We start from the raw sequence: 15,312 nt of genomic DNA, 5'->3' as shown, positions 1-15,312 counted from the left end.
CGTACGTCTTCCCTCCACAGCGGCCGTCGCGGCCCCATCTTCCGCACGTTGGCGCTGTGCGCTGCCATGACAGTGGCGAGCACCGGTCACGCCGCCGACGCCCAGTCGTGGCTGGATACATCGGCCAGCTTTGAAACCCGCGCCGCCGCGCTGGTGGGGCAGATGACCCTGGAGGAAAAGGCCGCCCAGATGCAGAACGCCGCGCCCGCCATCGAGCGCCTGGGCGTTCCGGCCTACGACTGGTGGAACGAAGGCCTGCATGGCGTGGCACGGGCAGGGCAGGCGACAGTGTTCCCGCAGGCCATCGGGCTGGCCGCCACGTTCGACGTGCCCTTGATGAGGCAGGTGGCCACCACCATCAGCGACGAGGCGCGGGCCAAGCATCACCAGTTCGTCCGTGAAGGCTTGCATGGCCGCTATCAGGGACTGACCTACTGGTCGCCCAACATCAACATCTTCCGCGACCCGCGCTGGGGGCGGGGCCAGGAGACCTATGGCGAGGACCCGTACCTCACCGCGCGCATGGGCGTCGCCTTCGTGCAGGGCCTGCAGGGCGACGACCCGGTGTACCGCAAGCTGGACGCCACGGCCAAGCACCTGGCCGTGCACAGCGGCCCCGAGGCCGACCGCCACCACTTCGATGCCCGCCCCAGCAAGCGCGATCTGTACGACACCTACCTGCCGGCCTTCGAGGCGCTGGTGAAGGAGGGCCAGGTGGATGCGGTGATGGGGGCCTACAACCGGGTATACGGCGAATCCGCCAGCGCCAGCCAGTTCCTGCTGCGCGACGTGCTGCGCCGCGACTGGGGATTCAAGGGCTACGTGGTGTCGGACTGCTGGGCCATCGTGGATATCTGGAAGCATCACAACATCGTCCCCACCCGCGAAGCTGCGGCGGCGCTGGCCGTCAAGAACGGCACCGAGCTGGAGTGCGGCCAGGAGTACGCCACGCTGCCGGCCGCGGTGCGCCAGGGTCTGATCAGCGAAGCCGAGATCGACGACGCGGTGACGCGCCTGTTCACCGCGCGGATGCGGCTGGGCATGTTCGATCCGCCCGAGCGCGTGCGCTGGGCGCAGATTCCGGCCTCGGTGAACCAGGCCCCGGCGCACGATGCGCTGGCCCTGAAGGCCGCGCAGGCATCACTGGTGCTGCTGAAGAACGATGGCGTGCTGCCGCTGCCGCGCAACCTCAAGCGCATCGCTGTGGTCGGCCCGACCGCCGATGACACCATGGCATTGCTCGGCAATTACTTCGGCACACCGGCGGCGCCGGTGACGATCCTGCAGGGCATCCGCGATGCGGCGAAGGGCATCGAGGTGCGCTATGCGCGTGGCGTGGACCTGGTCGAAGGGCGCGACGATCCCAGCGCGACGCCACTGATCGAGGCGGCGTATCTGCGGCCCTCGGCCGACTCCCCGGAACGCGGCCTGCGTGGTGAGTACTTCCGTACGCCGGATCTGTCAGGGTCGCCGGCGCTGGTGCGTACCGATGCCCAGATCGGGTTCCGCTGGGACCGCGGCTCGCCGACCGACAACCTGCTGGCCCGCGGCGAAGCGGCGCCGGGGCAGGGCATTCCCAAGGATGGCTTCAGCATCCGCTGGCGTGGCCAGCTGCTGCCGCCGGTATCGGGCCGCTACCGGATCGAGGCGGCGGCCGACGACGGCTTCCGCCTCTACGTGGATGGCAAGCGGGTGCTGGACCACTGGGCCAACAGTGATCGCCTGCGCAGCGACGGTGTCGATCTGGACCTGCAGGCGGGACGTGCCTATGAGCTGACGCTGGAGTACTACGATGCCGAGCGCGACGCCGGCGTGCGGCTGGGCTGGCGCATGCCCGGGGCGAAGCCGCCGTTCGAAGAAGCCGTCGATGCCGCCCGGAGTGCGGACGTGGTGGTGTTCGTCGGCGGCCTGACCGGCGATGTCGAGGGCGAAGAGATGACGGTCAACTATCCGGGCTTCGCCGGCGGCGATCGCACCGACCTGCGTCTGCCCGCTACCCAGCGCGCCCTGCTGGAAGCACTGCACGCCACGGGCAAGCCGGTGGTGATGGTGCTGACCGGAGGGTCGGCGCTGGCGGTGGAGTGGGCCCAGGCGAATCTGTCCGCGATCCTGATGAGCTGGTATCCCGGGCAACGCGGCGGCACCGCCGTGGGCGAGGCGCTGTTTGGCGACGTCAATCCGGCCGGCCGGCTGCCGGTAACGTTCTACCGCGCAGACCAGGCAATGCCCGCGTTCGATGATTACGCGATGGAAGGCCGCACCTACCGCTATTTCCACGGCACCCCGCTGTATCCCTTCGGTTACGGGCTCTCCTATACCCGGTTCGACTACGGCAAGCCAAGCCTCGACGCGCCCCGCATCGCAGACCACGGCACGCTCAAGGTGCAGGTGGAGGTGGCGAACGCCGGCAAACGCGCGGGCGATGAAGTGGTGCAGCTGTACGTGCGGCGGCTGGCGGCTGGAGCAGGCGATGCACAGCAGACGCTGCGCGGCTTCCAACGTGTTCACTTGGCTGCGGGCGAGCGGCGCACCGTGACCTTCGATCTGGACGCGCAACAGGCACTGCGCGAGTACGACGACGCGCGGGGCGCCTATGTCGTGCGGCCCGGGGCATACGAAGTGAGGATAGGCGGCTCAAGCGCCGATGCCCGGGTGCGGAGCCGTTTCACCGTGGAGGCGAGTCGTGATTGATGCCCTCCACAGCGATACCCCCGAGCACACGCTGTCGGTCCGGGAGAAGCTGGGCTACAGCCTGGGCGACCTCGCCGCCAACCTGATCTTCCAGACGCTGATCACCTACCTGGCGTTCTTCTATACCGACGTATACCGGTTGCCGCCCGCCACGGCGGCCACGATCATCTTCGTGATCGGCCTGCTGGGTGCCTTCGTGTTCACCCCGCTGATCGGCATTGCCGCCGACCGCACCGTCAGCCGGTGGGGAAAGTTCCGGCCCTGGATCCTGTGGACGGCGATCCCGTTCGGTGTGCTGTCGCTGCTCGCCTTCAGCACGCCGGACCTGGGCGCGCAGGGCAAGGTTATCTATGCCCTGGTGACCTATGGCCTGCTGATGTTCGTGTACGCGGCCAACAACCTGCCGTACTCCGCGCTCAGCGGCGTGCTCACCGGCAGCATGGCCCAGCGCAACAGCCTCTCTGCCTACCGCTTCGTGGCGGTGATGATCGCGCAGTTCATCATCCAGGTCCTGCTGTTGCCGCTGGTGCTGATCCTGGGCGACGGGGATCGGGTGCAGGGCTTCGAGCGGGTGATGACCGTGTTCGCGGTGGTGGGCACGCTGTTCTTCCTGATCACCTTCGCCACCACCCGCGAGCGCATCGTGCCGGCCAAGGAGCAGACCGGCGGCGTGATGCAGGACCTCACCGACCTGCTGCACAACCGGCCGTGGAAGGTGATGCTGGCGCTGACCGTGTTGGTCTTCATCAACCTGGCCCTGAAGGGCGGCACGTACATCTACTACTTCCAGTACTACATGAGCGAGGCCGCGCTGGCGGGCTTCCTCGACACCTCCGGCTTCAACCGCTTCATCGGCGGATTGAACGCCACGCTCAACGGGTGGGGACTGTCCGGCTTCACCTGGCCGGAGGATCCGGCGACCTCGGCGTTCAGCCTGTTCAACGCCTGCGGCATCCTGTGCATGATCCTGGGCATCGGGGTCTCCCGGCGCGTGGCCGACCGCTTCGGCAAGCGTGATGTGTTTGGTGGCGCGCTGCTGGTCTCGACCGTGTTCCTGCTGGTGTTCTACCTGTTTCCGCCTACAGCGGTGGGGGTGGCCTTTGGCGCCTTCATGCTGCACGGGTTCTGCTACGGCATCACCATCCCGCTGCTGTGGGCGATGATCGCGGACGTTGCCGACTACTCGGAATGGAAGAACCATCGCCGCGCCACCGCGATCATCTTCTCCGCGATGCTGTGCGGGCTGAAGATCGGGCTCAGCATCGGCGGTGCGCTGGTCGCCGGCATTCTTGCACACCACGGCTATCAGGCCGGCGCGGAGCAACAGCCCCAGGCCGTGGTGGACGGCATCCGCCTGACCGTGAGTATTTACTGCTCCCTCCCGTTCCTGGTCGCTGTCGCGCTGCTCTTCTTCTACAAGATCGACAAGCGCATGGAGACGCGCATCGAGCAGGACCTGCATCTGCGTCGGCAGGGAAACACCCTTGATCAGCTCGCGGCGCATGCCATCTCCCCGCCGATCGTGACCCACCTCTATACGGCCGATCCCTCGGCCCATGTATTCGAGGGGCGCCTGTACATCTATCCATCGCACGATATCGACGGCGGCGCATCCTTCGATGATGAGGGCGGGCACTTCCGCATGGAGGACTACCACGTGCTGCGGATGGACTCGCCCGAAGGTGAGGCCACCGACTGCGGCGTGGCGCTGCATGTGAACGACGTGCCCTGGGCCGCCCAGCAGATGTGGGCGCCGGATGCGGCCCACCGCGACGGACGCTACTACCTCTATTTCCCGGCCAAGGACGGGCAGGGCATGTTCCGCATCGGCGTCGCCGTGGCGGATCGTCCCGAGGGCCCGTTCACCGCCGAGCCCGAGCCGATCGAGGGCACGTACTCAATCGATCCGGCCGTGTACGAGGACGACGACGGCACGCATTACCTCTACTTCGGCGGCATCTGGGGCGGCCAGCTGCAGAAGTACCGTGACAACCGATTTGATGCGGCATATGAGGAGCCCACCGGCGACTCACCGGCACTGGGCCCGCGTGTCGGCCGGCTGGACACGGGCATGACCCGACTGGCGGAGCCTACGCGGGAGATCGTCATCCTGGACGAGCACGGACAGCCGCTGCGGGCCGATGACCACGCGCGCCGGTTCTTCGAGGGACCATGGCTGCACAAGTACGATGGGCGGTACTACCTGTCGTACTCCACGGGCGATACGCATCTGCTGTGCTACGCCGTCGGCGACAGCCCGTACGGACCGTTCACCTATGGTGGCGTGATCCTGAAGCCCGTGGTGGGCTGGACCACGCATCACTCCATCTGCGCGTTCGGGGGGCAATGGTATCTCTTCTACCACGACGCCTTGCTATCCGGCGGCGTCACCCATCTGCGCTCGGTCAAGTGCACGCCGCTGCACATGGAGCCGGACGGCAGCATCCGGACGATCGATCCGTATGGCGCTTGAAGCGGCGTCACCCGAGGATGATGCGCAGGCGCCGCTGCCAGGGGGGCGCCTGTACTGGTTGCGGGCCGGCGCGTTGGAGGTGGCATTGGCGCCTGAAGCCGGTGGGCGCATCGCCCAGATGCGGTACGACGGTGTGGACTGGCTGGTGGGTGAGGACGAGGGTGGGGCGGCCGCCATTGGATGGGGGTGCTATCCGATGGTGCCTTGGGCGGGGAGGATCCGGCGCGGGCGCTTTGTGTTTGATGGCAAGGCGTTTGAGCTCCCGCAGAACCTTGGGGCGCATGCCATCCATGGGGTAGCGTTCTCGCGGCCGTGGCGAATTGAAAACCTTGGCGCGGATACCGCGACGCTGTCACTGGCGCTTCCTGAGGATGGGTATTGGCCTTTCGGGGGGCGTGCGACGCAGGCGATCCAGGTGCTGCCCGACCGTCTGAAGCTGAGGCTGGCCGTGCAAGCCGGCGACAAGGCGATGCCGGCGGTGCTTGGCTGGCACCCGTGGTTTCGAAAGCCCGATCAGCTGCTGTTCTCGCCCAGTGCGATGTATCCACGGGACGGGGAGGGCATCGCTACATTGCCCCGTCTTACTCCCGCGCCCGCGACCGGGCCTTGGGATGACTGCTTCATCAACCAGGCGGAGGTGGTGCTGGTGTCTGGGGCGCAGCGGCTGGAGTTGCGGGCGGACTCGGAGCACTGGGTGGTGTATGACCGTGCCTCGCACGCCACCTGCGTGGAGCCGCAGACCGGCCCGCCCGACGGATTTACCCTGGCGCCGAACCACCTGCATCCAGGGCAGCGGCTGGAGCTGACGTTCGAGCTGCGGTGGGGAATCGACACTGGCGATGCTCCGGCGCCAGGGGATCGGTAGCCCGGGCACTAATCGCCTTGTTTCGCCGCTGCTCCGCCGTCGGTCGTTTTGACCACGGCGGGTGTGGCCCAGCGGCCCTCCAGCAGCGCCGGCTGCGGGCGGTAGTAGCGCATGAACATCACGAACGGTCCGTTGGGCGCGGGCAACCAGTTGGCCTGCCTCTCCTTGCCTGGCGAATCGGCCTGGATGTAGATCGTCAGCCCACCGTCGGGATCCTTCTTCAATCCAGCCAGCATCGGCGAATTGATCAGGTAGCGGTTGATCGGATTCTTGACCAGCAGCTGCTGCGGCAGTCCGTACATGGTGACCGACCAGAAGGCGTCCACGGGCGGCAGCTGGTCCTTGGCAAAGCGCAGGGTGTAGGCGCCTTTGCTGCCGTCCAGGGGCTGGCCTTCGGAATCCTTGTCCAGGATGGGGTACATCGCCTCTTCGCGGGAGTTCGCACCGATGCCCACCTGGGTCCCGGTGGCACGGGCGACGTAGTCGTTCTTCAGGAAGTCCCGGCTGCCGAACAGGGCATCCGTCTTGCCGCCCAGCGACGCACGCTTGTCATCGATCTGCTTCTGGCCTTCGGCCATACCCTCCTTGAGCGCGGCCTGCATCGGCGGCGGCAGGCGGTTCGCATCAAAGGGCTTGCCCGGCTCGATACCCAGCGTGGCGAAGCGTTGGCGCAGGGCAGCCTCACTCGGGTGGGGCGGCTGCGCGAACTGCAGCAGGAACGCCAGCTGGTTGAAGAACTCCAGCGACGTTCGATCCTGCGCCGGCGGCGTGGGCGTGATCCATGCGATTGCAGGCGCCGGCGGCGGTGCTGGCGTCCCGGCGAACGCTGACAACGGCTGCACCTTGTAGCCGGCCTGGATCTTCTTCACGTTCTCCAGGTCCGCCGCGTTGAAGAGCTGGGTGCGGCCAACCACGCTGACCAGGTCGGTCTCCGAGCGGATCACCTTGGTGATGCCCTTGGGCGCTTCACCCTTCCAGCCCGGCCCGGCGATCAGGAAGCTGCCGCCGTCATTGCCGGTCGTGCGGCTGCCGATGTAGTCGAAATTGAAGGTGTAGAGATCCATCAACTGGAAGACGAAGTAACGATCTTTCGCCATCCTGGGCACGGTGATCACCACCGGCTCTGCCCGCAGATCCAGCATGGCAAAGGAGTAGGGCGTGTCCGAATTCGGCGTCACGAATGCAGTGTCGTCCGGGGTGAACACGCGGGCGATGTTCAGGACGGCATTGAACGGCCCCTTGTACTGCGGATTGGAGGTGTCGACGTTGAACGCATAGACCGTCTTGTACGTGTCCACCATGGGAACACCGTAGACGTAGGCGTCGCGCGCGATCGTCCTGGCTTCTTCCAGCGCGGCAGTGTCTGCCGATAGCTCCTTCTCATTGTCGGACGATCGCTCGCCGCAGGCGCTGAGCATCATGCCGCTGGCCAGGGCAAGCAGCATCCCGATTCCCGTAGCCGATCGAATTCGATGGTGGTACATGCATCTCTCCTTGAATCAGGGGGTCGGGGTCGGCACCGGCTGCAGGGGAGGCAGGTTCCAGTTGCCTTCGATGGCGGCGCGGCTCGGGCCGTAAACACGCCCGACAGCGCTGTAGGGGCCGTCCGGCGCCGGCAACCAGTTGCTCTCCTCCTCCTTCCCGGGGGAGGCGTGGCCGATATACAGCGTCAGCCCGCCGTCGGCGTCGTACTTGAGTCCGGGGGTACGGTCACCGATGGAGTAGCGTTTCAGGTTGTTGGCGTACAGGAAACGGTCCGGCAGCGCGTACAGCGTGACCGACCAGAAGAACTTCGCCGGGGGCAGGGCATCCTTGCTGAAGTGGATCATCGACAGCGCGTTGCCGTCGCCGACATACCCGCCATACCAGGCCTCCTCGATCGAGTTTCCATACAACCCCTTCTCGGCCCCGATGGCACGGGTGAGGTAGTCGTTCTTGAGGAACGCGCGCGAGCCGAACAGGCCATTCGACGAGAGGGTCGCCTTGGCCTTTTCTGCCATCGCCGCCTTGGCATCGGCGACGCCGGCATCGATTGCGGCCAGACGGGCCGGGCTCAGCGCAGTGGCATCGAAGGGCTGCCCGGGACCGATACCGATCTTGGCGAAACGCGCCATCAGCCCGGCTTCGTCCGGATTCGTCGGCTGGGTGAATTGCAGCAGGAAATTCAGATAGCGGATGAAGTCGTGCGAATGCGCCTTTTCAGCGTCATACGGGGGGAACTGGATCTGCGGCGCCGCCGGAGGCGCCGGGGTCTTCAGGTAGCTGCTCAAAGGCTGCAGCTTCATCCCCTCCTGGATCTTCTTGACGTTGGCGATGTCCCCTGGGCTGTTCAACGCGGTGCGCGTGAGCGTGAGGACCAGCGAGGTTTCGGATGGAAACACCTCCTTGATGCCCGCCGGCTTGTCGCCTTTCCAGCCCGGCCCGGCAATCAGATAGCTGCCCGCCACGTTGCCGGTCGCGCGCGAACCGATGTAGGCAAAGTTGTAGGTGAACAGGTCCACCCACTGCTGCACGTAGTAACGCCCCTCGGGCACCTTGGGCACGGTCACGACCCAGGGCTCCGCACGCAGATCCAGCCAGGCCCAGGAGTAGGGCGTGTCGTTGTTGGGCGTCACCACATCGTGGTTGTCCGGCGTGTACAGCTCGGAATAGTGCCGGAACCTGCCGAAGCCGCCGACGTACTCCGGGGCCTCGGGCGTGGCCACCTGCTTGTAGAGCGTGTTGTAATTCTCGATCATCGCAAACGCATAGATGTAGGCCTCCTTCGCGATCGCGCGCGCCTCTGCCTGATCCTGGTCGTCGGCTGTCGCGGGTCGGGTCTCCGGTGACGGCGCTGGCGCTGCTTCCGACCGGGCAGGCGGGTTCTCCTGGCGCTGACAGGCGGGAAGCAGGAGGATCGACATCAGCGAAAGCGAGGACACGCAAGGCATCAGGCGCATGGCAATGGGCTCGTAAGGTTCCATGACCACTGTCGTCTGCAGCCGCACAGCGACAAGCGCGTATCCACTGTCCTGCGGTCAGTATTTTTACTGAGATGCCAAGCAGCGATGCGAAACACATGTGATGCTTCCGTCCCGAGCGCGCACTGAAGCAACGAGAGCCAGTGAACTTCCAGTGATGCACGTCGCTGAAGAATTCACGGCAGAGGAACTGCTCGAAAGCGACCCTTTACGGACCGCCTTTTGAAGTGAAGAGTCTCTTTCCATGCCCAACAAGCAACTCACCACGATCAATCCGCTGACCGAGGAAGTGGTAGCCACCTATTCCTACATGTCCGACGCCGAAGCCGCCGCCGTCGTGAAGGCAAGCCATGAAGCGTTTCTGCAATGGCGTCTGCGAAGCCTGGATGAGCGCGCAACCGTAATCGCTGGCATCGCAAAAGCACTCCGCGAGCGTAAGGAAGAGTTCGCACAGTTGATGACCGACGAGGTCGGCAAGCTCATTGAAGACAGCCGCACCGAGATCGAGCTGTGTGCCGGTATCTGTGACTACACCGCCAAGCAGGGGCCGGTCGTTCTTGCCGATGAGGAGCGCGCTGTGGAAGGTGCCACAGGCATCGTGACCCACGCGCCCATCGGCGTGGTCTACGGCATTCAGCCATGGAACTTCCCGGCCTACCAGGCGATCCGCTATTCCATTGCCAGCTTGATGGCAGGCAATGGCGTGCTGCTCAAGCATGCCGAGAGCTGCACCGGCAGCGGGCTGCTGCTGCGTGATATCTACGAAAGCGCCGGGCTACCCAAGGGGCTGTTCGGGGTGCTGTTGATCAGCCACGACCAATCCAATGACATCGTGGAAAACGACCTGGTGCGCGCGGTGACACTGACCGGCAGCGAGGCAGCCGGGCGCACCGTGGCAGCCAAGGCTGGCGCGGCCCTCAAGAAGACCGTGCTTGAGCTGGGCTCCAACGACGCCTATCTGGTGCTGGACGACGCCGACCTGGACCTGGCCGTAGCGACCTGCGTCAAGGGCCGCCTGTTCAACAACGGGCAGACCTGCGTCAACGCCAAGCGTTTCATCGTGACAAAGAAGAACTATGACGCCTTCGTCAGCGACTATGCAAAGGCGTTCGAAGCGATCCGGATGGGCGATCCGAACGCCGACGACACCCAGCTCGGCCCCATGGTCTCCAAGGCGCAGCGCGACAAGCTGCACGAACAGGTGACCAAGAGTGTCTCGCAGGGGGCGCGTCTGCTGGTGGGCGGCGAAGTGCCGGACCGCACCGGCTGGTTCTATCCGGCCACAGTGCTGGCGGATGTGGCGCCGGGGCAGGTGGCCTACGAAGATGAGCTGTTCGGTCCTGCAGCGGCCATCATCCGCGCCGAGAACGATGAGGATGCGCTGCGCATCGCCAACGACAGCCGCTATGGCCTGGGCGGCGGCATCTTCAGCCGTGACGTACAGCGTGCGCGGGAGCTGGCCAGCAAGTACTTCGACACCGGCATGGTCTTCATCAACACGTTCGACGTGGCGTCACCAGCGCTTCCGTTCGGTGGGGTGAAGGCGTCGGGGTATGGTCGCGAGCACGGCCCGGAAGGTCTGAAGGAGTTTGTGAACGTCAAGTCGATCAAGATTGCGGCGGAAACGTCGGGTTGATCTGAGCACCGATGCCTGGCCACCTGGCAAGGCTGTCCGGCGGCGAGAGCATGCCAGCATGAACACCGCCGTCGCCGTGCAGACGCCGGTGCATGAATCGATGGAGCACGCGCAGTAGATTGGCCAATCGCCACAGCAGGCAGCCCTGCTGCGGAGGGAGGAGCCTGCCCCTGCCGATGCAGGGGTCAGGCGATGGGTGGATGCCGTTCCAGTGCCTGCACCAGCTGGGTCGTCATCAGCTCGATATCGGCGAAGTAGTCGTCCCAACCTGCGTTGGGTTGCTTGCTCAGATACAGGTCGATGGTCGGGTAGACCGCCTCGCCGTCATGCACGCGGTTCAGCATCAGGGCCACCTCCACTGCCGGGGAAGCGGGCGCCGCGTTGATGGACCGTCCTACTTGCTCGAACACCGCAATGGCGCGCTTACCCTCTTCGCCATTGCGTGGAATAACGCCCACGTGCCGTTCGTCCGGCAGCCGGCCATCCGGGCGGTAGTCGTGCCCTTCGCAGCTGGTGTAGGTCACCAGGTTGTGGTCCACTGCGATCGCTACCAGGAAATCGCGCACGCCCGGTTCCACCACGGCAAGGAAGTCCGGATGGAACCGTGATGCCAGGCAGCTGCTGGCTGGGTAAGGTGCGCCATCATTGTTCATGTTGCCGAAGACAGAGCGCTTTTGTGAAATCGGTGCGCGCTGGCCGATGTGCTGCATCTGTGCATCGTCCAGTGGCAGGTCCCACAGGCGCATGAACAGCTCGACCTGATCGGACCGGTTGTGCGCGCGGGGTGGGATGCGGCGTAGACCCATGGAACAGCTCCTTGTCTAACGGATGGCGCAGGTAAGAGGGGAAGGCGCTGCAGCCTGGGGGCGCAGGCGTACGGTGCCTGCTTCCACGTGATAGACGCGGTTGGCACGGCGAATGGTCTCTGGTCGGTGGGCAATGGATACGCAGGTGATGCCGAGGCCGTCCAGGTTGTCCAGCAACCGGCGCTCCAGCGCTTCGTCCAGGTTGGCGGTGCCCTCGTCCAGGAGCAGGATACGTGGCTCGTGGTACAGCGCACGCGCCAGCAGGATCCGCTGTTTTTGTCCGCCGGAAAGGGTGGAGCCAAGATCGCCGATGCGACTATTGAACCTCATTGGCATCGCTTCGATGTCATCCAGGATCAGCGCAGCGTCCGCACATTGGCGCGCGCGTGTTTCATCAGGACTGGAGGCGAAAAAAGCGATGTTATCCAGGATGCTGCCGGACAGCAGCATGTCTTCCTGCATCACCACACCGAACAGGCGACGGTACTGCTGCAGGTCATAGCCCTGGATATCCTCGCCATTGATGCGAATCTGCCCGGATTCCAACTCCAGCAGGCCCAGCAGCGCCTTGAACAGGGTGGTCTTTCCGCTGCCGGACGGTCCCGTCAGTGCGATGAAGTCGCCCTGCTGGACCTTCAGCGAAACATTCCGCAGCACTGGCTTCTCCTGTGGTGCGAAGCGTGCGCTGATATCAACCAGTTCTATGGTGAAGTCCTGCTTCATCCGCTCCGGTACACCGCGGCTGTCAGCAGGATCCTGTTCTATCGGTGAAACGGCGATTTCCGAAAGGCGGTCCATGTGCAGGCCGACCAGCCGCAGTTCCATCGCTTGTTCCGTCAGCGCCATCGCTTTGGTGGCAAAGTGCGCCTTGTAGACGAATAGCGCGAACAACAGGCCAAGGCTGATGCTGCCCGCTGCGACCTGGGTGGCACCCACGTAGACGCTGGCCGCCATGTCCAGCCCGAGCAGCGTGACCTTGCTGGCGCCTTGCAACGAGGCCATCAGGCCCGCGCGGATGTCGGCGTTTACCAGCCTGCTGTAATGGTTGCTCCATGCGCCGAGCCGCTCGTGTTCCTTGGCGAAGATCTTGATCGGCTGCATGCCGCGCAGGGTTTCGATGACATGTGAGTTCTCTTCCGAGCGAGCCTTCACGGCTTCTTCGGTGAGCTGTCGCATGCGCTTGAACAAGCAAAGGCGGACCGCCAAGTACAGGACGAACGTTCCCAGGGCGATGCCTGCAAGCGCCGGCGACATGGCAAAGATGATGCCCAGCGCCACCAGCGCGATCAGGCCGTCCAACAGCACCCGCGGCAGAGCACCCGTGAGGATCTGGCGGACGGCGTTGGTGGATTGGTAGCGATCCACCAGGTCGCCGATGGATCGTTTCGCGTAGAAGCCGAGCGGCAGACGCATCATCCGCTGGATGAGCATTCCCATGAACTGCGCGTTGAAGCTGGAGCCAAAGTGCAGCAGCACGTAGTCACGGGCCAGCGCAACGGCGCCGTGCAGCAGCGCCACGCCGGCAAAGCCGGCAGTGATCGCAGCGATGAAGCCCATGTCCTGGCGGGCAACACCGGTGTCGATGACGGTCTTCAGCAGCAGCGGGCTGAGCAGGGCGAACAGTTCAAGGAACAGGGTGATCCACAGGACCTGGCCAGCGTAGCCGAATACGCCGCGGCTGTGCCGCAGCAGAGCGGCCAGGGTGAAGCGCTTGTCCACCCGCTGCACCTTGAACGCGGGCCGTGGCGCCAGCTCCACCGCGATACCGGTGAAATGGTGCGACACATCGGCCAGCCGCAGCCGCAGTACGCCGTGCGCTGGGTCATGGATGGTCGCGATGTCGCCGCGCGCCGCCACCAGCACGACGAAGTGCTCGAAGTCCCAGTGCAGCAGGGCGGGCAGCTGCAGGCGTGGCAGGTCGCTCATTTCGCAGCGCACTGAGCGTGCGTCGAGCTCCATCTTGTCGGCAAGCTCCACCACGTCGCGCAGGGTGGAGCCCTTCAACGAAATGGGGAAGCGTTCGCGTAGTTCCAGTAGCGGGATATCCATGCCGTGGCGTGCGCCGACCATGGCCAGGCAGGCCAGGGCGCACTCGCTGCTTTCGGCCTGGTAGATCATCGGAACAGAGCGCTTGCGCAACTTCATGACGATAGGCCTGGATCAGGGCAGCAGGAAGCGACGCGGCGCGCCGCGCACACTGGTCGGTGGCGTTGCCGCTTGCGCGCCGTGCGGGTTCCAACGCGCGATGATGCGCAGGCACGATGCCTTCGAGATAGCGCCGGGACGCGGCGGGCATGCCGCCGGTGCGGTGTCTTCGATGTGCGCCGTGCCTTGCAGCGCGGTGCCCTGCATCAGCTGGATGTCGTCTCCGGGACGGAAGTAGCGTTGGTTGCCGGGCGCAAGCAGCAGCTGCAAGGCATTGCCGCTGACCACCGCCGTGGCTTGCAGGTCTGCATGCGGCGCAATCTGCAGCGTCGCTGCACCCGCGCCTGCCAGCGCAACAGCCACGAGCGGTACAAGCGCCAGCAGTCGCAGCGGCAGGGGCCGGAACAGGGCAATCGAACCCAGGTGCCGGAAGCGTCGGAACTGTTCTGCCTCGGGGCGGAAAAATGGTCGGGTCGGCAACGGGTCAGGGCGCATGGAAGGCTCTCAGGAGGGGGGCGCTCATGCGCGTTCCAGCACCGCAACGCCGGTGTCGGCGGGCGCGTTCATTCCGACCGGCTCGCGGAATTCCAGTGCTGCGAGCCTTGCGCGCAGCGGGTGGAACAACGCCTGTCCCAGTTCGCTCAGCTCGGCCCCGTCCTGCAGCGGAACGGAGAGCTCGCGCAGGTAGCCGGCAACGGTCTCCCAGCGGATCCGTATCTGCTCCTGCAACCCGCTTGCCGCCATGCGGTCGAAGACCATCATCGCGTTGCCGAAGGCGTGATAGCCCAGCAGGATGCGGTCCAGCGGACGGTTGCAGTGCTTGAGCGGCGAATAGTACGAGCCGGCGCCGGGCACCACGGTCGGACCGAGCCAGCTGGCCATGTGGTAGTACTGGTGGGTGCACTCGTGCACCAGCATTTCGGCGGTTTCCAGCGCATTTGCCGGCACCGCCAGGTCGATGCCGCCCATGCGCAGGGCGGACGAATTGCTCGCGATGGTGTTGGCCGCCGGCCGCCGCAGCGGCGTGATTTCCTTGAGCAGGCAGCACACCCATGCCGCATGATCCGGCGCGATGTCCTGCAGCAGATCCAGCGCCGCCTCTATCTGCGGCGCCATGTCCGCGCTGGGCGCCTGAACGCGGAAGGTGTCCTGGATCCATGGGCTTGCGTGCCATCCTTCACCAACCAGGCGGATGGCGGGGCGGCCATCGCTCATGACGAAGCTGTCCGGCGCCTGCTCGTCGTTCCACACCGGTGTGCCATCGCGTTCGGCGATCCTGCACCAGTGGGTACGGGTACCATCGGCCTCGCAGACCACGATCCGCTGACCATCGGCCTGCAAGGACAGTCTGCCGCTGAGGGCGCGGCCGCAGAGCAGCAGAGGCTGGTCGACGTCCAGCGCCAGTTCCACGTCATCCAGCAGGCCCAGCGCGACGCCGCTGAGCAGGGCCTGGGCGCGGAGCCAGTCGTCGCTGGCGATGTGCCCGGGCGATGCACCCGGGGGCTTGATGCCTGCAAAGATGATACTGGCTTCCGGGGTCCAGCAGCCCAGCGATGGGGGCCGACTGCTGACCTTTTCCAGCAGCTGGGACAATGGCTCGCGGTGGTGGCCGCCTCCATCGCGGTCGGCCACGCGCTGACAGAAGGCCGCGTAATGCAGGGTGGCCAGTTCGGCGGCAAGCCAGCGATAGTTCCCTTCAAGCGGCGTTGACAGGGTGCGGAATACTTCCATCGACT

The 15,312-nt window shown here is 65.3% G+C and carries 10 protein-coding genes and 1 pseudogene; 5 read left to right on the top strand and 6 right to left on the bottom strand.

Annotated elements, in window-relative coordinates:
• Positions 1 to 66: 66 nt before the first annotated feature.
• From K4043_RS01880 to K4043_RS01865, 4 genes and pseudogenes are all read left to right on the top strand, one after another.
• On the top strand, positions 67 to 2,691 hold the full coding sequence (locus K4043_RS01880) for a glycoside hydrolase family 3 protein (RefSeq protein WP_265308526.1): 2,625 nt from the start codon (positions 67 to 69) through the stop codon (positions 2,689 to 2,691).
• A pseudogene (locus tag K4043_RS01875) lies at positions 2,684 to 4,165 on the top strand (MFS transporter); the annotation flags it as partial. The gene K4043_RS01880 and the pseudogene K4043_RS01875, both read left to right, overlap by 8 nt.
• On the top strand, positions 4,148 to 5,164 hold the full coding sequence (locus K4043_RS01870) for a glycoside hydrolase family 43 protein (protein WP_321160134.1): 1,017 nt from the start codon (positions 4,148 to 4,150) through the stop codon (positions 5,162 to 5,164). The pseudogene K4043_RS01875 and the gene K4043_RS01870, both read left to right, overlap by 18 nt.
• Positions 5,154 to 6,029 (top strand): aldose epimerase, encoded by an 876-nt coding sequence (locus tag K4043_RS01865; protein ID WP_265307975.1) that lies wholly within the window; start codon positions 5,154 to 5,156, stop codon positions 6,027 to 6,029. Before K4043_RS01870 ends, K4043_RS01865 begins: the two co-directional genes overlap by 11 nt.
• 8 nt (positions 6,030 to 6,037) lie before the next feature.
• Here K4043_RS01865 and K4043_RS01860 read toward each other — a convergent pair whose 3' ends face one another.
• Entirely contained in the window at positions 6,038 to 7,474 is a 1,437-nt protein-coding gene (locus K4043_RS01860) for a DUF1254 domain-containing protein (RefSeq protein ID WP_265307974.1), read from the bottom strand.
• A gap of 54 nt (positions 7,475 to 7,528) precedes the next feature.
• The gene (locus K4043_RS01855) at positions 7,529 to 9,016 is read right to left on the bottom strand and encodes a DUF1254 domain-containing protein (protein ID WP_265307973.1); all 1,488 of its coding nucleotides are present in this window, start codon (positions 9,014 to 9,016) and stop codon (positions 7,529 to 7,531) included.
• 217 nt (positions 9,017 to 9,233) lie between these two features.
• On the opposite strand from K4043_RS01855, the gene K4043_RS01850 reads away from it, so the two are divergent.
• Positions 9,234 to 10,625, top strand: a complete 1,392-nt coding sequence (locus tag K4043_RS01850) for an aldehyde dehydrogenase family protein (protein WP_265307972.1) — start codon at positions 9,234 to 9,236, stop codon at positions 10,623 to 10,625.
• 185 nt (positions 10,626 to 10,810) lie between these two features.
• Here the strand turns inward: K4043_RS01850 and K4043_RS01845 are convergent, their stop codons facing one another.
• From K4043_RS01845 to K4043_RS01830, 4 genes are read right to left on the bottom strand one after another with little or no spacing between them, the layout of a single operon-like run.
• The gene (locus K4043_RS01845; RefSeq protein ID WP_265307971.1) at positions 10,811 to 11,431 is read right to left on the bottom strand and encodes a hypothetical protein; all 621 of its coding nucleotides are present in this window, start codon (positions 11,429 to 11,431) and stop codon (positions 10,811 to 10,813) included.
• A gap of 15 nt (positions 11,432 to 11,446) precedes the next feature.
• Complete coding sequence (locus K4043_RS01840) at positions 11,447 to 13,576, bottom strand: peptidase domain-containing ABC transporter (protein ID WP_265307970.1); 2,130 nt, start codon at positions 13,574 to 13,576, stop codon at positions 11,447 to 11,449.
• 15 nt (positions 13,577 to 13,591) lie between these two features.
• Positions 13,592 to 14,071 carry a hypothetical protein gene (locus tag K4043_RS01835; protein ID WP_265307969.1) on the bottom strand — a complete coding sequence of 160 codons (480 nt, stop codon included), beginning with the start codon at positions 14,069 to 14,071 and terminating at the stop codon, positions 13,592 to 13,594.
• Positions 14,072 to 14,095: 24 nt separating this feature from the next.
• Complete coding sequence (locus K4043_RS01830; protein ID WP_265307968.1) at positions 14,096 to 15,307, bottom strand: HEXXH motif-containing putative peptide modification protein; 1,212 nt, start codon at positions 15,305 to 15,307, stop codon at positions 14,096 to 14,098.
• Between the last annotated feature and the right edge of the window lie 5 nt (positions 15,308 to 15,312).

It is taken from the genome of Stenotrophomonas sp. SRS1 (assembly GCF_026130205.1).
In the GTDB taxonomy this organism is placed as follows: Bacteria; Pseudomonadota; Gammaproteobacteria; order Xanthomonadales; family Xanthomonadaceae; genus Stenotrophomonas; species Stenotrophomonas rhizophila_B.
The sequence above is the reverse complement of the archived record's forward strand: the minus strand, read 5'-3'. Positions and strand labels throughout refer to the sequence as shown.